General features: G+C 45.1%; 19 protein-coding genes and 2 pseudogenes. 6 read left to right on the forward strand and 15 right to left on the reverse strand.

All coding sequences use genetic code 11. The features are described 5' to 3' along the window. Positions 1–608 precede the first annotated feature (608 nt). The 5 genes from JGK16_RS01200 to JGK16_RS01220 all read right to left on the reverse strand — a co-directional run bounded on the left by JGK16_RS01200 (position 609) and on the right by JGK16_RS01220 (position 8,299). On the reverse strand, positions 609–2,906 hold the full coding sequence (locus JGK16_RS01200) for a tyrosine-protein kinase domain-containing protein (RefSeq protein ID WP_293189342.1): 2,298 nt from the start codon (positions 2,904–2,906) through the stop codon (positions 609–611). A 505-nt stretch (positions 2,907–3,411) separates the two neighbouring features. After that, the gene (locus JGK16_RS01205) at positions 3,412–4,995 is read right to left on the reverse strand and encodes a polysaccharide biosynthesis/export family protein (protein WP_293174235.1); all 1,584 of its coding nucleotides are present in this window, start codon (positions 4,993–4,995) and stop codon (positions 3,412–3,414) included. Between the two features lie 131 nt (positions 4,996–5,126). Continuing rightward, a complete protein-coding gene (locus tag JGK16_RS01210) occupies positions 5,127–5,837 on the reverse strand; it encodes a cyanoexosortase B system-associated protein (protein ID WP_293174232.1) in 711 nt (236 codons plus the stop codon). Then, positions 5,837–6,712 carry a cyanoexosortase B gene (gene crtB / locus JGK16_RS01215; protein ID WP_293174229.1) on the reverse strand — a complete coding sequence of 292 codons (876 nt, stop codon included), beginning with the start codon at positions 6,710–6,712 and terminating at the stop codon, positions 5,837–5,839. The genes JGK16_RS01210 and crtB overlap by 1 nt, the downstream gene beginning before the upstream one ends. 405 nt (positions 6,713–7,117) lie before the next feature. Continuing rightward, on the reverse strand, positions 7,118–8,299 hold the full coding sequence (locus tag JGK16_RS01220) for a DegT/DnrJ/EryC1/StrS aminotransferase family protein (RefSeq protein ID WP_293174226.1): 1,182 nt from the start codon (positions 8,297–8,299) through the stop codon (positions 7,118–7,120). Positions 8,300–8,494: 195 nt separating this feature from the next. Here JGK16_RS01220 and JGK16_RS01225 point away from each other — a divergent pair, with 195 nt between their 5' ends. Further along, positions 8,495–9,532, forward strand: a complete 1,038-nt coding sequence (locus tag JGK16_RS01225) for an NADP(H)-dependent aldo-keto reductase (RefSeq protein WP_293174223.1) — start codon at positions 8,495–8,497, stop codon at positions 9,530–9,532. Between the two features lie 437 nt (positions 9,533–9,969). Here the strand turns inward: JGK16_RS01225 and JGK16_RS01230 are convergent, their stop codons facing one another. Next, entirely contained in the window at positions 9,970–11,931 is a 1,962-nt protein-coding gene (locus tag JGK16_RS01230; protein ID WP_293189347.1) for an ATP-binding protein, read from the reverse strand. A 227-nt stretch (positions 11,932–12,158) separates the two neighbouring features. Next, on the reverse strand, positions 12,159–13,025 hold the full coding sequence (locus JGK16_RS01235) for a substrate-binding domain-containing protein (RefSeq protein WP_293174217.1): 867 nt from the start codon (positions 13,023–13,025) through the stop codon (positions 12,159–12,161). A 259-nt stretch (positions 13,026–13,284) separates the two neighbouring features. Between JGK16_RS01235 and JGK16_RS01240 the strand changes: the two genes are divergently transcribed. The 4 genes from JGK16_RS01240 (at position 13,285) to JGK16_RS01255 (ending at position 15,407) form a co-directional block, all read left to right on the forward strand. Beyond that, positions 13,285–13,809: a hypothetical protein gene (locus JGK16_RS01240; protein ID WP_293174214.1), complete on the forward strand. Its 525-nt coding sequence runs from the start codon at positions 13,285–13,287 to the stop codon at positions 13,807–13,809. A 457-nt stretch (positions 13,810–14,266) separates the two neighbouring features. Further along, entirely contained in the window at positions 14,267–14,539 is a 273-nt protein-coding gene (locus JGK16_RS01245) for a hypothetical protein (protein ID WP_293174212.1), read from the forward strand. Positions 14,540–14,628: 89 nt separating this feature from the next. Then, entirely contained in the window at positions 14,629–15,033 is a 405-nt protein-coding gene (locus JGK16_RS01250) for a hypothetical protein (protein ID WP_293189349.1), read from the forward strand. A 5-nt stretch (positions 15,034–15,038) separates the two neighbouring features. Beyond that, positions 15,039–15,407 (forward strand): type II toxin-antitoxin system PemK/MazF family toxin, encoded by a 369-nt coding sequence (locus tag JGK16_RS01255; RefSeq protein WP_293174206.1) that lies wholly within the window; start codon positions 15,039–15,041, stop codon positions 15,405–15,407. A 192-nt stretch (positions 15,408–15,599) separates the two neighbouring features. Here the strand turns inward: JGK16_RS01255 and JGK16_RS01260 are convergent, their stop codons facing one another. Both JGK16_RS01260 and uvrB read right to left on the reverse strand, forming a co-directional pair. Further along, complete coding sequence (locus JGK16_RS01260; protein WP_293174203.1) at positions 15,600–15,923, reverse strand: DUF4926 domain-containing protein; 324 nt, start codon at positions 15,921–15,923, stop codon at positions 15,600–15,602. A 76-nt stretch (positions 15,924–15,999) separates the two neighbouring features. Continuing rightward, positions 16,000–18,012, reverse strand: coding sequence for an excinuclease ABC subunit UvrB (gene uvrB / locus JGK16_RS01265; protein ID WP_293174200.1), 2,013 nt, complete (start codon positions 18,010–18,012; stop codon positions 16,000–16,002). A 171-nt stretch (positions 18,013–18,183) separates the two neighbouring features. On the opposite strand from uvrB, the gene JGK16_RS01270 reads away from it, so the two are divergent. Then, positions 18,184–18,657: a hypothetical protein gene (locus JGK16_RS01270; RefSeq protein ID WP_293174197.1), complete on the forward strand. Its 474-nt coding sequence runs from the start codon at positions 18,184–18,186 to the stop codon at positions 18,655–18,657. Between the two features lie 201 nt (positions 18,658–18,858). On the opposite strand, the pseudogene JGK16_RS32665 reads toward JGK16_RS01270, so the two are convergent. From JGK16_RS32665 to JGK16_RS01300, 6 genes and pseudogenes are all read right to left on the reverse strand, one after another. Then, positions 18,859–19,053: pseudogene (locus tag JGK16_RS32665) on the reverse strand (DUF5615 family PIN-like protein); the annotation flags it as partial. A gap of 40 nt (positions 19,054–19,093) precedes the next feature. Next, positions 19,094–19,356, reverse strand: a pseudogene (locus tag JGK16_RS32670) (hypothetical protein). Beyond that, entirely contained in the window at positions 19,346–20,302 is a 957-nt protein-coding gene (locus JGK16_RS01285) for an ISAzo13 family transposase (RefSeq protein ID WP_293202696.1), read from the reverse strand. The pseudogene JGK16_RS32670 and the gene JGK16_RS01285 overlap by 11 nt, the downstream one beginning before the upstream one ends. Before the next feature lie 255 nt (positions 20,303–20,557). After that, a complete protein-coding gene (locus JGK16_RS01290) occupies positions 20,558–20,848 on the reverse strand; it encodes a helix-turn-helix domain-containing protein (protein WP_293189355.1) in 291 nt (96 codons plus the stop codon). 265 nt (positions 20,849–21,113) lie between these two features. Then, a complete protein-coding gene (locus tag JGK16_RS01295) occupies positions 21,114–21,896 on the reverse strand; it encodes a DsbA family protein (RefSeq protein ID WP_293174188.1) in 783 nt (260 codons plus the stop codon). A 456-nt stretch (positions 21,897–22,352) separates the two neighbouring features. After that, positions 22,353–22,865: a hypothetical protein gene (locus JGK16_RS01300; protein WP_293174185.1), complete on the reverse strand. Its 513-nt coding sequence runs from the start codon at positions 22,863–22,865 to the stop codon at positions 22,353–22,355. Positions 22,866–23,181 lie beyond the last annotated feature (316 nt).

Here is a 23,181-nt window from a genome sequence, read left to right on the forward strand (position 1 = left end):
GAATCCCCGTCCCGGAGCGGGCTGGGGAGTATCAATAGCAATTTGCGTTAGTGGGTTTTAATCAAAAGAGGGCCCAAGCCCAATTATGTGCCTCTACGGTATGTAGTTGGGATGCGAGCTCTCTAGCTAACTCAACTACGTACCTTAAATGCCAAGAGCGCTAAAGCGCAACTACGTACCTTAAATGCCAAGAGCGCTAAAGCGCAACTACGTACCTTAAATGCCAGGAGCGCTGAAGCGCAACTACGTACCTTAAATGCCAGGAGCGCTGAAGCGCAACTACGTACCTCTACGGTATGTAGTTGGGATGCGAACCCTCTAGCTAAGGAATCACAATTAAATAACTTCCACTCTTGAAAGTGGGATGGGCGTCCCGCCCGTCCCGGAAAGACGGGCGGGACGCCCATCCCACAATAATAATTAAAATTGTAAGTTATTTAATTTGCGATCCTAACTCAACTACGTACCGTAGAGGCCAAGAGCGCTCAAGCGCAACTACGTACCTGTTTTTTAAAGAGCGCTGAAGCGCAACTACGTACCTTAAATGCCAGGAGCGCTGAAGCGCAACTACGTACCTCTGCACAACTGAGATGCTATCGAATGTAAAATTAGTTGAATTTACTATTAATAGCTTTGTTTTTTGACTTTGACTGCTGCGGTAATTGCCTCGATCGCACTTCGATCGCCCCATCGCTCACAGCACTCAAAGGCAACTCGAATTCATCAATATCATTGCGGTACTTCACCGCAATATCAGCACCATTAATAATCGCCCCCAACAGCCGCGGCCCCGATTTGTGCGAATCCTCATCATCAGATTCCAGCAACTGATCCGCAGCCTCAGACAACATACTCGCCAGAGTATAACCAGCCCGCGCCACCAAAATTATACCGTCCGTATAGGGTTCCAGCGTCAGCGCGTCGTTGCACTCGCTCAACGCCGGAGAATCCACTACCACAAAATCAAAGCGATTGCGAACATCCTCAAACAACCTCCGCATTTCGCTCGATTCCAGTACCGCCGAAGCCTGCCGCAAACTGCCCGGACTCGGCACGACATATAGGTTCTCTACCTCTGGAACCAACAAAACGCACTCGCTCATATTGCCGTAATAGTGCAAAGGTTCCACCGCCGCCAGAGGATCCGCAGCTATTTTCAAAGATTCCACATTAGAACCCGATCGCAAATCTGCTTCAATTAACAAAGTCCGTTTACCCGATCGAGCCGACGCAATTGCCAAATTGTAAGCACTAAAACTCTTTCCCTCCAAAGGCGCCGCCGAAGTCAGCAACACCACTTTTACAGGTTTTTCGCCAATTCGGCGCAAATTAGTCCGCAACCGCTCGTAAAACTCTAAATAGGGCGAATTGGGTTCCAAAGCCAGCGGCATCTCCTCCCCATAGGAATCAAACACAATCACTTCAGGCAAAACAGCCAGTATTGGCACCTCTTTTTCCACCAAAGCCGCCCGCACTTCTTCCCAACTGTAAAACTTCCCGTTGAGCATTCCCAACAAAAATATGAACCCGCCGCCCAGCAGCAATCCCACAAATCCGCCCACCGCCAGCATCACCGGCAAACCTTTCTTGTTTGGCGGAACGTCATCAATTTTGGGAGGCTGGGCGACTGTCAAACTCCCCGTTGTCTCAGCTCTCGCCGCCTCAGCATCTACCAAAGCCGCCTGCATCTTATCGTAGAGAGCTTTTTTCAGCGCCACTTGCTGGGCTAACCGCGCTTGTTCTAACTGCTTGTTGGGGATTTTCGCGTATTCCTGGCGCAATTGTCGTTCAGTGTTCTCTACTCCTTTGAGTTGTTCTTGCACCACATCCCGCTGCGTTTGTAAAGCAATCAAACTTTGAGCTAGCTGCTGTCTCGCCGGGTCTAAAGAAGAGTCTATCCGAATTCGATCGGCACTTCTGAGTGGAGCCGCCACCCCGTTCCCCCCGAGCACCTCCGATTGTCGCTGCTGTAACTGCTGCTCAAAAGCTTGTTTTTGTTTGAGCAATTCCACAATTTTCGGGTGTTCCTCCTGCAAGTCGCTACGCAGAATTTTGAGCTGAGATTCGATCGAAAACAGTTGCACTCGCAGTTGTGCAATAATTGGATCGGCAGACAGTGCTTGAGCCACGTAAGCTTGCTCTCCATTCAATCCCAAGCGTTCCTGCAAGCTTTTAATTTGAGCTACTATTGCTCCCAACTGCACCCGGAGTTGCCGCTGCTGCTGTTCGGTGGCGATAATCGCTTGCGGCAAAGTACCGCTCTGAACTGCTAAAATAGAAGTTTCTTCTCGTTTTTCGTAGGATTCAAGTTTTGCTTCCACCTCTCTGAGTTCCTGAGTTACTTTCGGCAAGCGTTGGTTAATTTGGGCGATCGTTTTTCGGACGCTGAAATTATTAGAATTTTCGCTGTAAATCACCATTTCGTTCATCAACGCCTCTGCTCGCTTTTCTGCTTTTTGGCGATCGGCATTTTTGTACGATACTTGAATCAAAGCACTGGGGTCATTACTCTTGGTCGGCATCTTGATCTCCACGCCGTCTTTCAGCTTTTTAGTCAATATTTTTACTTTTTCGTTCAATTCTTCTGAATTTAGTTCTGCTGCTTGTTTATTTAATTTGTTTTCTGCTTTAATGAGTTTTTTGGCGGCTGCTTGGATGACCTGTTGATTGAGCAACTTATCTTTAGTTATTTCTTGTCCTTCCTGTTGAATCTTGGTAGTGGTTGATGAAAAAATCACGGTCGGCTTGCTGTAGGCCAGCGTACCTTTAGCAACGTAAACCGGCGCCTGATTTGGCTGCACGGCAACTACTCCGGACACGCCCACAGTCACCGCAAGAGTGGCTAGTCCCACCCACTTGTATTGGTCAAAAGCAATCAAATAACGTTTGACAACTGATAAAGTCATAACTATTTTAGATTTTAGATTTTAGATTTTAGATTGAAGAATTGCTAACTATAAATCCTAACTAAGTAGGTGATGGAAAAAAAACTATAGCCTTTTGAGCTCCCATCTGAGGTACCAGACGTGCATAATAGGGCATTGGCAAACAGGGCAAACAGGGCATTGGGCAAACAGGGCATTGGGCAAACAGGGCATACCTCATTTTTTTGAGAACCGCTGTAGTATCTTGTCTCGGCGGGTTTAGCTAACAGTCTTTGATAGAAGCGAGTTTACGAGTACAAAACCGCCTCTCCCTAAGCGTGTTTATGTGTAACAACCTACTGAATGACCAATGACCAATGACTGATTTTTGCGATCGGGGACAGCACTGCTGACTAATGACAACTGACAACTTACAACTGAGGGCTGGCACGGGGTACAGCCCCTACCAACTAACAACCAACAACCAACAACTAACAACAACTAACAACTAACCACTAACAACTAACCACTAACAACTAACCACTAACTACCTATTATTATTGTTGTTGGATGGCCCAAACAGATTGTTTACCCCATTTCTCAACTGCTCAAAAAACAGAATAAATCCCAAAGTATCCCGGAATGGTCGAGTAAAGGTATTGAGAACATAACCAATACGCTCTACCAGATTCCGACCAATCACAATCACATCATTATCTTCCAGCATCGGGTTCTGAGAAACATTGCCCTCCAAAGCAGCTTTTGCATCTATCTTGCGGTTGATTGCTCTACCTTGCTTTTGGTCGAACCGGATCAAGGCCATTTTCCGCAAATCAGCCAGATTCACAGGCAAGTTGTTGATAGCATCCAAAAACTTGCTGCCATTTTCTAGGTAAAACGAGGTCAAACTACCACTAGCGTAACTCAAAACTCGAACGTAGATCTTGGGCTTCATCAGCGTAGAACGCGCCACCAAAGCTTTGTCGTAGTCTAGGTTTTTGATACTAGCGTCCAATTCTGGGATGACAATCACATCTCCCGAGGCCAAAGGAAAATCAAACAAATCGTTAGCCTTTGCTAAGGGAGTGTAGAGGTCGAGGGGTTGCTCCACCGAGGAGCCATCCACCAGCGTCCGTCGCACTCGCACGGCTCGTAAATCGGCTTTTCCCGTGACTCCCCCCGCAATCGTCAAAGCGGCGGAAATTCGACCTGAACCCGCCGGAAGCGTGTAAAAACCAGGTTTGCTGACTTCTCCGGTGACTGTGATTTGAACGGGGACAGCGGCAGCGGCTAGGCTGTATCTGGATGCTAAATCTCGATCGGACTTGCGATCGGCTGTAACCTGTTTATACGGTACGACGATCGCATCTCCATCTTCCAAACGCAAATCCGGCGGAGCAATACCAGTTTGCAGCGGCGTCAAAATATCAACAACTTGCTCAGCCACAGCACCACCCGGCAAAGTCCGCCGCACCCGCACCGCCCGCAGTTCAGCCGTCGGAGTCGTCCCAGCAGCAGCAGCCAAAGCCGCCGGAAGCTGCGGAGTTTGCAGCGGATAAAAACCAGGCCTGGCCACTTCCCCCGTCACCGTCACCACTACCGGGCGCTGAACGAGCAAAGCAGCCGAGACTTGAGGATTTTTGATAAATTGAGTAAAGCGCTCGCGGAGGCGCTGCTGTGCTTCTTCGACGGTAAGGCCGCGCACATTTACTGTGCCGATTAGCGGCAGTACAATTACCCCTTCAGGGCTGATTGCACCCGTAAAATTTAGCTCTGGAAAGCGCTGAACTTGAACGGAAATCTGGTCTCCCGGGCCCAGGCGGTACGGCCGATTCCGAAAAGCTGGGTTAATTTCCCTGTTGAAATTAGTAGGTGGCGGTGGCGGTACGCGCAGTGGCTGTGGCGGCACAAGTCGCTCAGAACTAGGAACAACAGATTGGGCTAAAGCCGTTTCTGAAAAAACCTTGCCGTTAAAGCCCCACAATACAGCAGCGAAAGATAGAGTCCAAGCACTTGAATACAGGCCAGCCAAGGAAAAAGCGACGCGATTTCTAATTATGAATTTATCCGGCATTTTGAAATAATAAAAAAGGGTAATATTTTCAATGTTTCGCTGTTTTTTAAGTTTCATCTCCGCAATTCTCAACTATAAATATCTACTCTTGATACCAAATTCGTTTAACTTTTCCTCTTGATTCTTCTAGCCCGCGGAGGCGGTCTTTGTTTGTGTAGAAGCGATTTCAATCGCCCTCTTGATTAAACTCAGAAAATTTCTGCCATTAATTGAGTCTGAACACTTTGGCCCAGAGATTCCAGCAGCGGTTCAACTATCTTAATATCGCCCTGCGGTTGGATGGGAACTATGATACTGACAGCAACCCAAGAGGCGCGGCGGTTCGACAGCCTCGCAATGCTATCTTCCCAAAACCAGCGGCTGGTTGCTGGAGAACCCCCATTAGGCCAAGCGTACCACTGCACGACAGCAAAAGTTTGTTGAGAAGTCCAGCTTCGGAAAAACCTCGTCTCGATAGTAGGTGAGGGCTTGTCGGATGTTGGCGCTAATTTAACTGTAAACCTCAAAGTGCGATGAGAATCTGTTTGCCACCGGTGAAATCCATCAATATCTAGCCATTCTACTTGCGGCTGGTTTTTGGGGGAATTTTGAGGCATTAGCAATAAAATGGCAATTGTTTGATGATTTTTAATTTCTTCAACTAACCATCTGTGTCCGCCAATTTGAAGGTTATTCTGGATGCGGATCACCTCCCAGTCAGGAAGTGTCATCCCGTGTTGGCGCAAACTTTTTAACTGCTTGAGGTTTGTAACTGTTGGCGGATTTGTCCAAGGCCACCTTCCCGTCGCGTAGCCAGGAATTGCTACTCCCGCAACCAGTACCAGCAAAAACACCAGTACCACAATTTTAGATACTTGGTAGCGCCGCAGTAGTTTCCGTGCTGAAATCATTTGTTTCATTAATCGGCAGGCTGGCTTGGGAAATACTTTTCCATCCCGTTGATGAGAAGTACCAATAAGCCTAGTATACAAGCAGAATACAAGTCTCCGCCCCATCCGGCGTGCAACCAAGTAAAAAGTCTCTCTCTGTCGGTTCCGTGAAAGTAAGTCAGCAAAGTGTTGCGGAGAATGTTGGAAGTGATGCTAATGATAGATGTGGCCACTAAAAACAAAATGCTTCTTTTTTGGGAACTCCAAACTCCCGTCCAATCTATCAAAATTAAGCTGACATAAAGACTGGTAAACAGCATTTTTAAGCCTGCACAGTGAGGGGCGACTTCGACAATGCGATCGTTTACGTACAGATAAATTTCTTCGATTCTCACGTTCAGACCGACTTTAATTAAGATCCAGCCTGATACTTGAGCAATGAAGTGCTGTAACGGCAAGGCGTAGGGTTCTATGAGGTAAGGAATGTGATTTGGCGAGGCAAAAAATACGAACAAAAGCGGCATTGCTTGCAATTTTAAGCCGGAAAATCCTTTTAAAGACAAGCAAATACTGGCTAGCATTAGTGGTAGAGATAAATTCACCAAATCGCTTAAGCGACTCAGATAAAAAAGCGTTGCTATTAACAGCAAAAAGCTTCCCAAAGGATGTGGCGAGTCGCCTAAGCGCCGCCAGCAGTTTCGGTTTGTCCAAGCAATATAAGCGGCGTAGGGTAAACCAATTATTCCGTGGCTGAAATATTCGTGTTCGATGCTGATGTTTTTGTTGAACCAGCCGTCGTACCAGTGTACTAGCAGGGGGGCGTAAAGCAGCACTAGGAGTACCGTGATACCTTCCCCCATGAGGTATCGCTTGAGAACAATGCGAATTCGGCGCTGGATTTGCATGGTTTGAGAAGTTTTGACATGGCCGCGCTGGATTCGCAACGCGAAAGCGATTTTGAACGGTGAGTTAAAGATTTGTTAATTCCCAACTCCAACGCTTTGAGATTTCTACTCTATGGCTTGCAACATCCTCACCATAACTTTTATAAACAATTAAGTAAATTAACTTAATTAAAGGTAAAATACCGATCGCTAAACAGTTTACTGTATATAGCCTTTTTCAAAAAGATGAGGTATGACTGACAGCTTATACAACCAGTTAAACTAAGAGGGCCCAAGCCCAACAACGTACCTCATGTTTGTGATAACCGCTATATGTCTTCTTCCATCTAGAGTATTGCGTCTTCCTTCAGTATTGCGTCTTTCTTCTGTCAACTGTCAACTCTTCCTACTGTCAACTGTCAACTGTCAACTGTCAACTGATTTCTCGATCGCCCTTACAACCTGCTCGATCTGAGTATTGCTCAATCCGGGATACATTGGCAAGGATAAAATTTGTTCGCACAGGGTTTCGGTGTGGGGGAAGTCGCCCGGATTGCCTAAGTTTTGGTAGGCTGGTTGCAGGTGGCAAGGTACGGGATAGTGGATGCCTGTTTGGATGCCTTCTCGGGTGAGATGTTCCTGAAGGGTGTTGCGGGCGATCCTCTTCGTTGGCGTAGCCCCCGTAGGGGAGGGCTTCCGTAACGGGCTTTTGTCAGTAATCTGGATTACGTAGAGGTGATAAATGTGACCTGTGCCGCTGTGATTGGCGATCGGTACAATGCCTTTGGGTTTCAGGGGTTCTAGTAGAGTATTGTAGTATTGAGCGGCGTCGGTGCGATCGCGATTCCATTTTTCCAAGTAAGGCAATTTCAAATTGAGCACGGCGGCTTGCAAATTATCGAGGCGGCTGTTGGTGCCGATTTCTGCGTGCAAATATTTGCTGGGTGCTCCGTAATTGCGGAGAGTTCGCATTTTTTGTGCGATTTCTGCATCGTTAGTAATTAACATCCCACCATCGCCAAAACAGCCGAGGTTTTTGCTGGGATAAAAGCTGAATGCTGCTGCTTTACCAAAGGAACCTGCACGGTATCCTTCTCTTTCGGCTAAATGGGCTTGTGCCGCATCTTCAAATATCATTAATTTGTGGCGGCTAGCAAAATCTAAAACTTCCCTAGGCGATACCATTTGACCGTAGAGGTGTACGGGGATAATTGCTTTAGTTTTTGAGCTGACTGCTGTTTCGGCTGCTGTGAGGTCAATCAGGGCGGTTTCCGGGTCACAATCTACCAGAATAGGTACTGCTTTGGCTTGAATCACACCAATTATAGTAGCGATAAATGTGTTGGCTGGGAGGATGATTTCGTCGCCCGGATGGATGCCACAAGCTTGGAGTCCAAGGGCGATCGCATCAGTTCCACAAGCCACTCCTACGCCGTATTTTACTCCAGAAGCTGCTGCAAAGGCTGTTTCAAATTCTGCCAGTGCTTCACCTAAAATAAAGTCTCCGTGCTGGATAATTGTTGCAAGTGTTGCTGCTATTTGAGATTCGATTGGTTGGTGTTGCAGGTAAAGGTTTACAAATGGAACTTTTGGCTGGCGACTGCTCATACATCGGAGGGAGAGTAATTATTTATATTAGCACTTAATTGCGGAGATATTTTATTTTTTTTAACCGCAGAGGGCGCAGAGATCGCAGAGAAAAAGAGGAATAGAGGAGAAAGCCGATCTCACTTTTCTGAGCTGTATATTAAATCAAGGTTTTTCGGTAAGATAGAATTAGATAATTTTTCGGCAATTGAGATCGTGGAATACAAAAAACTAGGTAACAGCGACTTATTAGTATCTGAAATCTGTTTGGGTACGATGACTTACGGCCAGCAGAATACGGTTGCAGAAGCGGCTGAACAGCTCGATTTTGCGATCGCCCGAGGCATCAACTTTATCGATACGGCAGAAATGTATCCGGTGCCGGGAAAACCCGAAACTCAGGGCAAAACCGAGGAATATATCGGCGAATGGTTGGCGCGACAGCAGCGGGATAAAGTCATTATAGCTACTAAAGTGGCGGGGAGAAGCACTCGATTGAAGTGGATTAGGGAAGGGAAAAATCAGATCGATCGCCCAAATGTCGAAAAAGCCCTGAACGACAGCCTGAAGCGCCTGCAAACAGACTACATCGACCTCTATCAGATCCACTGGCCCGATCGCTACGTGCCCCTATTTGGTGCGCCAGATTACGACATCGCCCAAGAACACGAAACCGTACCGATTTTGGAACAATTAGAGGTATTTGCTGACTTAATTAAAGCTGGCAAAATTCGCTATTTGGGTTTGAGCAACGAAACGCCTTGGGGAGTTTGCGAGTTTTGCGAATTAGCCGAAAAACACGATTTGCCGAAGGTTATTTCGATTCAGAATGCTTTCAGTTTGAGCAATCGGACTTTTCACATGAATTTGGCAGAAACTTGCAGATTTAAAAATGTGGGATTGATGGCTTACAGTCCCTTGGGTTTCGGACTTTTAACGGGTAAATATCTAAATGGAATCCCGGAAAATTCCCGACTGGCTTTGTTCGCAGGATTCGGTCAACGTTACGATAAAACTAATCTGAACGATGCCGTGAAAGCCTATGTTGAGATTGCGCGATCGCACGGTTTGAGTCCGGCGCAAATGGCTTTGGCTTATGTGCGATCGCGTTGGTTCGTAACTAGCACAATTATCGGTGCAACATCGATCGCACAACTTGAGGAAAATCTTAGCAGTTTGGAGGTGACTCTCGATCGAGATATCGTAGCAGAAATCAATTCGGTACACGCGAATTATCCCAATCCCACGCCGTAATCCTTATTAGTAGGTTGCGGTTAAGTGATATAGCCTCCGCTCGAATGACCGCAATCAGTAAGGTTCGTAGTGCGGACTTCAGTCCGCAGCCCAAACACAAAATGAAGGGCAATACGAACCGTTTTTGTTAAGGTTAAATCATATCATTTTCGCTGGAATCGCCATCCTAAAATTGGTTCGCTCGTTCGGATTTTATATCGTTTCCGGTAGCATCGGAATTATATATTTGAATCGTTCAGTGCGAGCGTCTCGCTCGCGATCCACTCGCGAGCGAGACGCTCGCACTACATAATTCGGATGCTACCGGATTTGATTTTATTCCTCAGGTGAATGCGGACTAAAGTCCTCACTACAGACCTTCAGAGCAATTGCTAATTGCCAATTATCAATTACCTAAGCGTAACTCATGTTACACCATAAGTGCTATAATTATTTCCCTAATGAACTTGATGGTTGCCCGATATTGGCAGCTCGATGATAAATTTTGTGCCGCAGTTTGGTGCAGTATCGCACCATAATTTTCCGCCATGCTTTTCAGCAATTATCTGATAGCTAATAGATAAGCCTAACCCGGTTCCCTTTCCCACTGGCTTGGTGGTGAAGAAAGGGTCAAATAGGCGCGATCGCACATTCTCTGGAATACCTGCACCATTATCGGCAAACACTATCTGCACTTGATTTGGTTCCGTGCGAGAGGTAGTAATGCAGATCGTGTTCGGGTTGGTGGCAATCTGATCGAAACTGCGCCCTCGGTTGCTCTCCTCCAAGGCGTCAATCGCATTTACTAGCAGGTTCATAAATACTTGGTTGAGTTGTCCTGCATAGCATTCTACCTGCGGCAAATCGCCATATTGTTTTACGATCTCAATGGTTGGGTGTTGTGCTGTCGCTTTGATGCGGTGTTGCACAATCATTAATGTGTTATCAATGCCTTCATGCAGATTGACAAACTTCAATTCTGCTTGATCCAGGCGAGCAAAATTGCGGAGCGAAATTACAATTTCCCGAATGCGATCGGAGCCTACTTGCATCGAATGCAGTACCTTGGTGAGATCTTCACTCAGAAAATTTAGATCCACATCATCTAGTTCTGTTTGCAGCGATTGGGGAGGGTTCGGATAGTGCTGTTGATATGAATTGAGCAATCGCAGCAGTTCTTGTGTATATTGATTGACGTATGTGATGTTGCCGTGAATAAAGCTAACTGGATTGTTGATTTCATGGGCTACGCCTGCTACCATTTGCCCTAGTGCTGACATTTTTTCACTCTGCACCATCTGACTCTGGGTACGATGCAATTCTTTCAGCGTGCTTTCTAATTGCTGCATTTGTTGGCTTAGTTGTCGATCGCGATTTGTTAGCTCTTGTGCCATAACGTTAAATGATTGTGCCAGAATCCCCACTTCATCTTCGTTGTTGACTGGAATGCGAGTCGTTAAGTCGCCTTGGGCTAATTGCTGGGTTGCTTGGGTTAGGCTTTGAATCCGACGCCCCAGAGATTGGGTGATGCGAAATCCCCAGAGTGTCACTCCCGTCACCAGGAAACTTCCCAGCAGCCCAAAGCCACCCACCACAAACCACAACTTTTGTTCTGCTTGTTCGGTTTGTATGACAGACTTGAGTACGGCGATTTTGAGGGTTGCGCGATCGAATCCTGGTAGCCCGATCGTTTTAATCAAGTAGTTTTCGCCTGCAATCTTTGCGACTTTAGGTAGAGATTCAGGCTGGGGAGCTTGCCAGGGTCGATCGCGATTAAGCTGTAAAGTAGAAGCAGTTATGCGATCGCCCTGGAATGCAACTAAGTGCATGGATGTGTTACCGCGAATTTGCTGAAGTAGTGCGTCGTCAATCGCACCCCCCACAACCAAACCAGCCAAAATTTGTGTAGAAGATTTGATCGAGATCAATCCCACCAGGGAGGGTACAGCCCCTTTTTCTGCCAGCAGAATGCCCGATAAACTTAGTCCAGCACGAGCCGCACGATTGATGGCAGTATCTTCTAATATTGCTTGTGTCAGTGCTCCCTGCTGCGAAGATACTAAGAGTTCACCATTTGTGTCTACGATTCTGATCAAATCCAGTTTTAAGGATGCCTGGATTGGTAACATGGTACGGAGCAATAAAGGGCGATCGCCCGCAGCAACGGCCCTGATTACATTCCTGTCCTCGCTCACCCAACGAGCTTTTAAGTAGAGCAATTCTTGCTTTTGCTTCAGATCTTGTTGGAGTAAAGTAGCCCTATCTTCTATCTCCTTGTGCGCCGTTTGTTCTAAGTTCTTTCTGGCAAAATAACCAAAGCCCAGGGTTCCGAAAGTCCACAGGCTAAGGAATGCCACCAACAAAGGAGACAACAGCTTGACTGAGATTGGGAGTCGCACATATCTGAAGCCCTGTAACATATCTACTTCAACCTAGGATTGAGTGTAGCTAAAACCATGTAGTGTCAATTTAAACGTCAAGTTGTTTAATAAATCTAGCTTACCGCGCACTCTCGATACCAGTAAATATTCCTTAAAAAGGGGGAATCGATCGTCTAGTCCCTTCTTAACAAAGCTGGATAGAGAAGGATCGAGAAGATTGTTAACTCATCAGTAAGCTGACACTAGGTTCGCAGCTCAAGTTGATGCTATTTACTAACAACAAACCCAGACTTCTCCAAAGCAGTGGTTCCTGACGGGCTAAAAATGTATTTAATCAGTCCTTGAGTAGACTCCGAAGCATTTTTATGCCAAAGAATTTCGATCGGGCGTACCATTTGATATTTGCCTGCTTTGACATTTTCGGCTGTAGGCTCAACATTGTTGAGACTAAGACGGTTTACGGGTAGTTTATGGGAAATGGCGTAAGCCAGGGAAAAAGTACCGATGCTGTAGGGAGTGCTTTGAATCGCCTCGATTAATTCTCCTTCTTTGCGGAACACTACTGCTTGCGGTGAACTCTTCAAATCTTTTCCGAGATAGTGTTTGCGGAGGAGGCGTTTGGCAGATTCATCTTCTGGGCGATCGAGTACCACAATCTTAGCATCGGGCCCGCCCAGTTTTTTCCAGTTGGTCAAGGTGCCGCTGTAAATGGCTTTGAGGTCTTTAGTGGTCAGGTTTTTCACCCCTTTGACGCTGGGATGAGTAGCAACGAGAAGGGCATCGTGGGCGACTTCACGAAACTCTAATGTGCCATCATTTTCCTCGGGCTTTAATGTTTTAGAAATTGCACCAATATCAATAAGTTGTTGTTTGACTCCTGCAATCACTGTTTCAGATTGTCCCGGCTCTAACTGAGTAATTTTGGTGTTTTGGGAGGTGGATTCATAATTAGTCGCTAGCGTCTGAATCACACCTATTGTGCTGCTTGAACCTCCGATTTTGAGCGAGGCATCAGTTGGCGCTGCTGCCGTTGCAACCGTTGTAGCCGTGGAGGTACTGGCGTTTGTTGAGCAACTGGGCAAGCCAAAAAGTGCGATCGCGCCTAAAGTCAGGATTAATAAATTCCGTTTCATAGTATACAATTATTGGGTAATATTGTCAGCTTGCTAAATTTTTCATCAAACCAAACAGCAATCATTTTTTTGTGCTTCCCTGACTTGGCCTTACACTAACATAAATACCGAAAAGTGGCGATCTATTTAAAAATTCTTTACAAACTTGTGTATAGTCGAAGCGTTTGAGCAAAAATCTGTAAGTGCGATCGAATATCATATATTTTCATACTTTTGCATAATCGGGAGAGCGCGAAGTTCTAACATAGGAGTAGCAGCCATGAATAGCGGTCAAAAATTTAATTTTAAATTAGGAGAGCGTTTCTTAGAAGACTGGGCAGAACCTCCAGAAGATCCATTAGGAGAGCTTTCTCATTTTGAAATGGGATGGCGATGTTTCTGTTTTGAATACAACCATAAAGTTTTCATAGAAATAGGTGATGCTCAAAAAGAGGTGTTTTTAGATCCAGATATCTGTATGATGATCGACAATTACTTTCCCAAGGAAATTGCGAAGCTATCGCAAGGTAAACCAATAGAAATAGACTTTGGTGAGAGTTGGTTTACTATTATGTTGCTACCGATCGACAATAAGATTAACTGCACTTGGATCGAGTTTGGGACTTCGTGCTGGGAAAAGGTGTTTGAATGCGATCGCACTCAAGTATTAGATACCCTCAGAGGATTTTTGACGGAAGTGATGCAGCTAGCTGTAGATCAGGGTTTCATCACGCTGTTCGAGAAGGAGGAGTTTATTCATCCGGCTTTTGCTAGCAGTACGGATGCTGTGGTATTGAGCAAGTAGTTGGTTTTTGGTGGTGTTTTGGGCGATCGCCCTTGACGCAGAGGAAATGGGATAGAGGAGCGATCTAAACTTTAGCATACCTAACTCAACAATCTTTCAAGTCATTATTCCCAATATTGGGAAAATTTCCCAGATTGGATTGACGCTGATATCAGGTAGAGAGGTTTATATTTATCGATATTTGGCACAAAATATAGTTGCCAATTCTGCTGGCCAGTGTTAAAGTCTTAAAAGACAAAAGAAGACAAAAACTCCTCAAATTGCCAAGTATAAGAACTCTCTAATGTCTTGTATTTTTTGCAATCTTGGATTTTTCGCAATACCGAATCCTATCCTGATACGAAAAAGGCCCGCCTGAACTACTAATTCAGACAATGCCCTCGTTTTAGCTAGGTAGCTAAGTTGATTTGACCTGTAAACGTCAGACCCACACAACTAAACCCAACTTTTGAAATATATGTTCGACAATTATAACCCACAAGATGGACTATTGTATGCCAAGCATAGCCTGACTCCGATCTTCTCTGCTTTGGAGGAGTTAAACCCCGCTTGGGCAGAGTGTATCCGCAGTCTGCTTGATGACAAGGACGAAACTATCCAAGAACAGCGACAGGAAATAGATGACTTGAAGTACGAACTTGATTGTCAGCCAAATCCTTGGGATAACGATGGTTCATCACACGCAGATTGTCACGATCGCGAATATGTTACGGATAGACTAGGAATTTAACAAAAAGCCGATCGCCCTTACCATCCAAAAAATAAGACAATGGTAAAGGGCGATCGCCCTTCACCCTAAAATCTTTCTCCACTAAACCCATGAGTACAATTCGCTTACAACTAGCCGAATACTTGAAATGTCGAGGCTTCACCCCCGAAAACTTAATCGAAGCTGTCGGCGAAACACTCAATCCTGAAACCGTATACCAACTGATCGAAAAAGCAGAAAACCTCAGCCACCTAGACTTATCCGTCTTAGCCGCCATTATAGATGGCTTGAGCAAACTCAATGGTTTTCCAGTCGGTATCGCAGAAGTGCTTATGTTTTTTCCTGACATTTCCGAGGAAGCATTGGCAAAATCGCCTTGGCGCCAACTTTACCTCGTCGATAATGAAATTCCCCCCTATGATTGGGGAGATGTAGATCCGATGAAACTTGGTCAACCTGTGCGCTATATACCGGGAGTAGGTGCCGTTATTCTTGAAGACGAAAGGGTAAAGTAATAAGCGTGACTAATACATTCAACATCCGCGATATTTTACTCGTTGATTTCCCTCCTCAAACGCCTGCACTGCACGAACAACAAGGAAGACGCCCTGCTGTAGTAGTGGGGAGCCCAAGCGACACAGGTACGATCCGTTTTGAGCTTGTGATTGTTGTGCCGATTACCAGACAATCAGGAGATTGGACTGCACAAAATCCAATTTTATACCCAAGTCTTCGGGCAGGAGTGGGAAATCTAACTGCCGACTCGATAGTATTGCTGGATCAAGTACGCACTGTAGATATCCGGCGAATATTGCGGTATCTTGGCAGTTTAACCGCAGAAGAGTATCAGCCGATCGCAAATGGACTCAAGCTAATGTTCGGCTTTTAAATTATCCATTAATAACCTAACAGTCGATCGCGCAAATTCTTAATGCGATCGCCCTTCCCATTCATCTATATAATAGGTCGATATAATAGGTCGATCGGAATTTATGCACTCCGACAAAGAAACCGGGTTTTTAACGAATTTACTCGCCACAACGAAGTATTTTCACAAAAACCCGGTTTCTGGGCCCATGCGTCAGTTGTATAATCGCAACTGATGCGGATAAACCGTTTCAACACCTATCGTTTCCATAAATGATTCTGGTTCATCCTGAGTTGCGGTAACAAAATCTCCGCCAACTTCTGCTTTCACCCATCCGCCAAATAACTCGACTAAATAGGCTTCACCGTTTTTGAATACCTCAACAATTGCCCCGGCTGTTTCTGGCGGTGCAATCTCGCCATCACCGAGGGCGACTGCTTCGGTTAAACATACTGCATCGAATAACTGAAATTTGCTCATTGCTCCCCATTCTTCAACCCGCGAAGGCGGGTTTTGTTCGTGTAGACGCGGTTTCAACCGCCGAGTTTAATATACATCAAAAGCCTATTTTGAACAGGCAAGATGCCTGTTCCACGGTAAATATGGTCGATGTCTAATGTCCCAATAACTTATCCCGCAAATGCTTAATTCGATCGCGCAACTTACCAGCCTCCTCAAACTCCAACTTCTTCGCCGCCGCCTTCATCTGCGTCTCCAACCGCCCGATTAACTGAGGAATCTCGTCCAAAGATAACTCATCCACCTGTTCGTAAACCTCCTCCAACTGCTGCGAGTTCAGCTTGCGCGACACATCCAGAAACGCCAGAATCGCATTAGTCGATCGCTTTTTCGCGATCGGCTGCGGCGTAATCCCGTGCATCTTATTGTACGCTAGCTGAATCCCCCGGCGCCGATCCGTTTCGTCGATCGCCTTAACCATGCTATCAGTCAAATTATCCGCATACAAAATAGCCTGTCCCTGCACGTGGCGCGCCGCCCGCCCAATCGTTTGAATCAAAGAACGTTCCGATCGCAAAAACCCCTCTTTATCCGCATCCAAAATCACCACCAGCGACACTTCCGGCAAATCCAAACCTTCCCGCAACAAGTTGACGCCAATCAACACATCAAACTTGCCATCCTGCAAATCTTGGATAATTTCGATGCGTTGAATCGACTGAATTTCCGAGTGCAAATACCGGACTCTAATCGCCCTTTCCTGCAAATATTCAGTTAAATCCTCCGCCATCCGCTTCGTCAAAGTCGTCACCAAAACTCGCTCGTCCCGAGTGACTCTCTGCTTAATTTCCCCCAACAAATCGTCAATTTGTCCTTCCGTCGGGCGCACGAAAATTGTCGGATCGACGACTCCCGTAGGGCGAATTACTTGCTCGGCAACTCTCCCTTCCGAGATTTCCATTTCCCAATTCCCCGGAGTCGCAGAAACAAAGATGCACTGATTCTCTTTTGCCCAGAACTCCTCTGCTTTCAAAGGGCGGTTGTCAGCAGCACTTGGCAAGCGAAAACCATGTTCGATCAATACTTTTTTCCGCGCTTGGTCGCCGTTGTACATTCCCCGAATTTGCGGCACTGTGACGTGGGATTCATCTACTACCAACATCCAATCTTTCGGAAAATAATCAATCAAACATTCGGGCGGTTCTCCGGCATTTCGGCCTGCTAAATGCCGCGAATAATTCTCTACTCCGTTACAGTATCCAACTTCCCGCAGCATTTCCAAATCGTAGCGGGTGCGCTGTTCTATCCGCTGCGCTTCTAATAGTTTCCCTTCTTTTTCAAATGCTAGCAGCCTGTCTTCTAATTCGAGTTCTATTCCTTGGCAAGCTGCCTCTAATTTATCATCAGCAGTCACAAAGTGGCGCGCAGGATAAATATTTAAAGCCGTTGTACTTTGGATGATTTTACCAGTTACGGGGTCAACGTAGCGAATGGCATCGATTTCGTCGCCGAAGAATTCGACGCGAATAATTCGATCTTCGTAGGCGGGGCCGATTTCTACAACATCGCCTTTGACTCGAAATTTGCCTCTACCTAAATCTAGGTCGTTGCGGCTGTATTGGACGTTGACTAAATCTCGCAATATTTGCCGCTGGTTGACTTCCATTCCTACTTGCAAAGGGATAGCAGCTTTCAGGTATTCTGCGGGCATTCCCAAACCGTAAATGCAGCTAATTGATGCTACGACAATTACGTCGCGGCGTTCAAAGAGCGATCGCGTGGCGGAGTGTCGCAGCATATCGATCTCATCGTTAATTGCTGCGGTTTTTTCAATAAAAGTATCGCTGACGGCGATGTATGCTTCAGGTTGGTAGTAGTCGTAATAACTGACAAAGTATTCGACTGCATTGTTGGGGAAAAAATTGCGGAGTTCGTTGCACAGTTGAGCGGCCAGGGTTTTGTTGTGTGCTAAGACTAAGGTGGGTCTACCGATTTTTTCGATCGCCGAGGCAATGGTGAAGGTTTTGCCCGTACCTGTGGCACCGAGTAAGGTTTGAAATCGATCGCCCGCTTGGATGCCTTTGACGAGTTGGGCGATCGCTAGCGGTTGGTCGCCCGTGGGATCGAAGGGCGCTTGCAATTGAAAAGATGCTGCCGCAGTTACCATAGGAAAATGTCGCTATTACCGATAAATTTTAACAAAAATTCAGAGATTCTGCAATTTCGTTAAGAAAATAGTTAAACTTTATAATATTATTTTAATTATCGGTTCAAATAGAAAGCAGAAAGCCCAGAAAAGCAGTTGTCCGAACCCAGTAATCAGCAAGGAAAAAAAATTATGGCTCTCACACCCAAAGACAAAGTCAAAGCGAGCCCCCGCGGCGGCAAAGGCACTACCAAGGCCCTACCACCCGCCAGCGAAGCCAAATCAGCGGGCATTCAACTTTATCAGCCGCAACTCCTACATGACAACCGCCCCGTCGGCCCAAACGATTTTACCATCAGCGAGACAGTCTCGATCTCGGGGAATCGCCCGATCGGCGCTAGCACCCTGCACATCAGCGAAACCTACGGCACTGTAGGCAATCGCCCGATCGAAGCCAGCGACTTTGAAGTGGTGGCTACACTCGGCAGACGCCCGATCGGCTCCAGCGCCATGCAAGTCAGCGAAATGTTCAGTATGTCCGGTGCGCGCCCTATTGCGATCAGCAATCTGCACATTGATGAAGTTTACTCCACCATGGGAGGCAACCGGCCAATTGCTTCCAACGACATTGACGACAGCTCGACCTTAATGGGATTTTTAGATTAATTATTCATTGGTCATTAGTTATTAGTTTTTCACTATTAACTCTATTAACTAATGACTAAAAACACATTTTTAGAGAAGTTTGTGACCAAGGAGATTGATAATTGGAAAACTCGAAAGTAATTTATAGCGGTTCTCAGAAAGATTCGCGGACGTTGTTGGGATGCGAGCCCTCTTTGTCTGGGAGGTTATGTAAGCTGTCTGTCATACCTCATCTTTTTGAGAAAGGCTATATTTTATCCTACCAATTTCCACAATATTTTCGCCATTATTAAATAGCTCAATTGCGTCAGGAAAAGCACGAGTAAAAATACGATGCAAATCTTTATTCGTAATGTTGCCACAGGTTAGCCAAAGAATTTGAGGCGGTTTGCCAAGGCTAATTACTAAATCAACAAAATCCCTATCCTTAGGACTGAAAAATTAATAACTTCATTATCTACTCATTTGTCGGAACAGCACGGTAATTCCATTTTGGCAAATATTCATCAAAAATAATTTTCATTGTATTCTTAAATCCATCTGCTACTTTTCTACCAGTTTTATAAATTTTATCAAGCACATTTACCACCACAGAAAGTCCGGTTTTGTGTGGGTTTTTTTCATGAGCTCTTTGACAAACTCAACAGAAGTAAAAATCACTCCTTGACAAGCTCTCGTTACATGAGGAAATAAGCGATGCTCTATTGGATTATACTCCAATGTATAGGGAGGATAATGTGCTATTCTGATTTCTATATGGAGCTACGTTGACTAATTTTTGCAAATCCGATTTAAAGATATAGTGATTAGAATTATTACTGCCACCTCCATCGCATTTAATCAAGATTGAACTTGCTTGAGGGTAGAGATAGATTCCGTAATTTATCCACCATGATTTAATCGATTCACAAGCAAATTCACTCGTATCTTTACTAATACCTAGGGTTAAATATCCTCGGTTATGTTGCACATCATAAATTCCATGAGGTACTATTTTGCCCTCAGCCAAACTGAAAAAGTCATGGTCAAGTGTGGTAACTGTTTCGGTAGTATACAGAGTTCCTGAGCGATATAAATTTCCAATAAATTCCTTTTTTTTGGTATCCATGCTAATGATAGGATTTCCCTGTAACTCATACTCTTCAGTGATTCTGGCAAGATTTTCAAATTGTTCGTTACGATTCTTTGTTATTCCTGTTGTTTGTTTTTTTTGAGCTTGACGTTTCACATATCCGTGCTTTTTTAATAATTTTTTGACAACCGTTACACTGACTGTTATGCCATGAACTTTCAGACCTTCAACTATTTCTTCTTGAGTGAGATTAGTCCATTTAATTTTCTCATCCATTGGGCTGCCTGCTGTATAATGTTTTAACACTTCTAAAAAACTTTCATTCAAGCCAGGTATCAGAGACTCGCTAGTTTTTCTTCCTCCTCCTTTTTGACGAATTCTGTGTCCCTCAAAAGTAGTCTCTGATTCACTTTTTAATTCCTTAATGCCTTTGGCTATTGTATTTCTGTCTGCTGCCAAAATTCGGGATATGTAACTAATTCCACCATAACCAAGTTTTTCGGCTTCTATTGCTGCATATCTTCGTCGATCTTTTTCAGATAGAGATTGATAAAGTTTCCGCATCTGAGCAGTAATTTCAGAGGAGTAATACATAAATTTACCTGAACAAAATGAAGGAAATTAACTAACCAATTATTAGGAAAACAAAGAAGGTGAACATCGAATAAGGATGAGTTTTGACCACCAGAATGAAATGTTACATCCTTTGTAATCACTCATTTGTTTATTATACCTTGCTTGTGTTATTAAATTTTCATTCCTAAGGATGAGTTTTGACCACAAAATGAAATGTTACATCCTTTGCAATCACTCATTTGTTTATTATACCTTGCTTGTGTTATTAAATTTTCATTCCTTATCCCGTCGCTCAAAGAAATTGATAAACGCTCTAGACAAGTTTAGCGACACCGATTGCAACACTTGGCTATAAGGTTCAGCCAACCATCCAAACTCTTTTTTGAGAGCAGGTAGACGGTCGTTTCTCCCTTCCTGGGATAGCCCTTTACCAGTTTCTTTATAAAGTTGATTGGTCATGGCTAACGAATTATTCCAAAACCAACGGGCACAGCCGAATGCTTTTGATAGCGCTACTTGCTGCTCATCGTTAGGATAAATTCGTACCTTGACTGCGTGTTTCATGTCTCTATCTTACTACGAAAAACTTAAATCAGTAAATAAATATTCTAGGTCGAAGGCAAAGCTAATTGGCTGTTGGATCGGGGAGTTCCAACAGCCGCGCTATCCATCCCCACCGTGTAGACGGATGGGGAATTCCGCTAATCAGTTAAATTTTGATTGTTCCCAGACTTTAGTCTGGGAATGCATCTTTAACGACTCCAAATTGAAATTGCAACGAAAAAGTGAAAAAGACAGAAAAACTAAGTTTGTCGTATCTTTTACCTTGTTATTTGGAGACACTGGCGAGAATCTTTTCCATCTCAGAAAGCTCCAGCGCACCGGAGAATGTTTTGCCGTTCAGAATAAAGAATGGAGTGCCTTCGATTCCCAGTTTTTGAGCCAGTTGCACGTCTTTCTGAATCGCGGCTTCGGCGGCGGGGCTGTTGCGATCGCTGTTGAATTTATCTAACTTGAGATTGAGCTTTTGGGCGATCGATCCGTAAAATTCCTCGCCTAACTGTTTTTGCCCTTCAAACAAAGCGCTGTAATATTCCCAGAATTTTCCCTGCTGTTGTGCAGCCCAAGCTGCTTTAGCTGCTGGTAGCGCTTGAGGGTGAATTGAACTCAAGGGAAAATGCTTGTAAGCTAAAGTAACTTTGTCCTGGTGTTTTGCCATAAACTGCTTAACGGTATCGTGAGCGCGCGCGCAAAACGGACATTGAAAGTCAGAGAATTCTAAAAGTACAATCTGCTGCGAAGCCGAACCCGTGCTAGGAGAATCCCCGATCGCCGATTTGGGATTTGTTTTCATCTCCTGGAAAAATGACTCCTGCGCTGCTTTGAGAGACTGCTGCTGCTGTTGCTGATACGCTTGTACCGAATCTAAAATTGCTTGGGGGTTTTCGCGGATCACCTGCAAGACTTGCTCTTTAAACTTGGGATCGACTGAATTGCCAGCCGCTGACTGGGCGGGGGAACAACCGATAAATACAAGGCAACCCGCAAGCAGTGCAGCCAAGCAGAAGGCTTGCTGGCTGCGGAATTTTCGCCAAATAGTGGATATGTTCATCTTTTTTCCTGGTTTACGGCAAGACTTAATCCTACATTTAATTTTGCGGAGTGTCAGGTGTACCGCAGTTTAGTGCTGTGCAGCTATTTTTATATCTAAGCAATAATTAGCAATTGGCGATCGCAAATTCGGAGTGGGCAATTGGCAGTGGGTTTTACTAACCGGGAGCATCTCAGTTTTGCATTTATAGTGCTGTCCCCGCTCGCGTGTTTATACAAACACGCGAGCGGGGACAGCACTACAATAAAAAACGCTTCTTGCAAAAATGAGATGCTCGCTACTCACCCTAACAGCAACCAGCGGCATAATTAAGATTTAAACTCTCGAAATTTAGTATGATATTCGAGCGAATAGTTTGTAGTGAGGACTTCAGTCCTCATCAAATGAGAGAGGACTGAAGTCCTCGCTACAAACAATCTCTAAAGGTTTGTAGTGAGGACTTCAGTCCTTCCTCAATCATTTCCGGCTGTTGAGCCATTTAGCAGCAACTATCCCCAAAATACCCGCAACCACTGGATTTCCCAAAAACTTCATCAAACTAGGCTGTTCTGCCAGCACTTCTCGGAAAATATCCGGGTGATTGTGATAGGTGAACGAGGCAAGCTTGGTAACATCATCAGCAGTCATGCGACTCGCGTGGTGGGTAGAAAGTCCTAATTGCTTTTCCAACTGGCGATCGTTCAATCCTCTCTTGTCCAACTGCTTGAAGAACTCCCGAGCCACGTCGTCCAGTTCGTTCGGCTTGATTTGGGCGATCGCCTTTTGCAATTCCGGTTCCAACTGTGCCGGCGGAAGAGACTCGTGATTAAAAGAACGCCCGAATAATTGTTTGCGCTGATCCGGGGAAGTTCTCTGAGCAAAATCGTCAAAATTTTCGTACTCTTCACCCGTTGTCTCAGGCATCATTTCGCGATCGCCCTGAGCCAAATCGCTCATGATTTGTCGCTTGTAATTATCGCTGCTACTCATGGTAATTATTTTCCCAACTACACAACAGTTCCGTCTCAAATTGAGATTCCTTCGACTTCAAAAAGCTGCGGAATATTAAAGCGTCGCGCTGCTATAAATTCCGCTTTTTAACCAAGTCAAGACTTGTCTTCAATCTGATTTGATTGCTGGTCGTACTTGGCAGTCAAAATCAGTTTTTTGTCAGAAGCATAAACCAAAACACTTAAATCCTGATTTGGGAAATTAACGTTCGCGAGCGGGGACGCTCGCGCTAAGGAATGAGAATTAAATAACTTACAATTTTTATTGTTCTTGTGGGATGGGCGGGAGAGCCCAT

Source organism: Microcoleus sp. PH2017_09_SFU_O_A, assembly GCF_020738625.1.
Taxonomy (GTDB): domain Bacteria; phylum Cyanobacteriota; class Cyanobacteriia; order Cyanobacteriales; family Microcoleaceae; genus Microcoleus.

Bases quoted from the DNA above. Each gene is read 5' to 3' on its own strand.
- JGK16_RS01200 (WP_293189342.1), bottom strand. From the start codon at position 2,906: ATGACTTTATCAGTTGTCAAACGTTATTTGATTGCTTTTGACCAATAC.
- JGK16_RS01205 (WP_293174235.1), bottom strand. From the start codon at position 4,995: ATGAAACTTAAAAAACAGCGAAACATTGAAAATATTACCCTTTTTTAT.
- JGK16_RS01210 (WP_293174232.1), bottom strand. From the start codon at position 5,837: ATGAAACAAATGATTTCAGCACGGAAACTACTGCGGCGCTACCAAGTA.
- crtB (WP_293174229.1), bottom strand. From the start codon at position 6,712: ATGCAAATCCAGCGCCGAATTCGCATTGTTCTCAAGCGATACCTCATG.
- JGK16_RS01220 (WP_293174226.1), bottom strand. From the start codon at position 8,299: ATGAGCAGTCGCCAGCCAAAAGTTCCATTTGTAAACCTTTACCTGCAA.
- JGK16_RS01230 (WP_293189347.1), bottom strand. From the start codon at position 11,931: ATGTTACAGGGCTTCAGATATGTGCGACTCCCAATCTCAGTCAAGCTG.
- JGK16_RS01235 (WP_293174217.1), bottom strand. From the start codon at position 13,025: ATGAAACGGAATTTATTAATCCTGACTTTAGGCGCGATCGCACTTTTT.
- JGK16_RS01240 (WP_293174214.1), top strand. From the start codon at position 13,285: ATGAATAGCGGTCAAAAATTTAATTTTAAATTAGGAGAGCGTTTCTTA.
- JGK16_RS01245 (WP_293174212.1), top strand. From the start codon at position 14,267: ATGTTCGACAATTATAACCCACAAGATGGACTATTGTATGCCAAGCAT.
- JGK16_RS01250 (WP_293189349.1), top strand. From the start codon at position 14,629: ATGAGTACAATTCGCTTACAACTAGCCGAATACTTGAAATGTCGAGGC.
- uvrB (WP_293174200.1), bottom strand. From the start codon at position 18,012: ATGGTAACTGCGGCAGCATCTTTTCAATTGCAAGCGCCCTTCGATCCC.
- JGK16_RS01270 (WP_293174197.1), top strand. From the start codon at position 18,184: ATGGCTCTCACACCCAAAGACAAAGTCAAAGCGAGCCCCCGCGGCGGC.
- JGK16_RS01285 (WP_293202696.1), bottom strand. From the start codon at position 20,302: ATGTATTACTCCTCTGAAATTACTGCTCAGATGCGGAAACTTTATCAA.
- JGK16_RS01290 (WP_293189355.1), bottom strand. From the start codon at position 20,848: ATGAAACACGCAGTCAAGGTACGAATTTATCCTAACGATGAGCAGCAA.
- JGK16_RS01295 (WP_293174188.1), bottom strand. From the start codon at position 21,896: ATGAACATATCCACTATTTGGCGAAAATTCCGCAGCCAGCAAGCCTTC.
- JGK16_RS01300 (WP_293174185.1), bottom strand. From the start codon at position 22,865: ATGAGTAGCAGCGATAATTACAAGCGACAAATCATGAGCGATTTGGCT.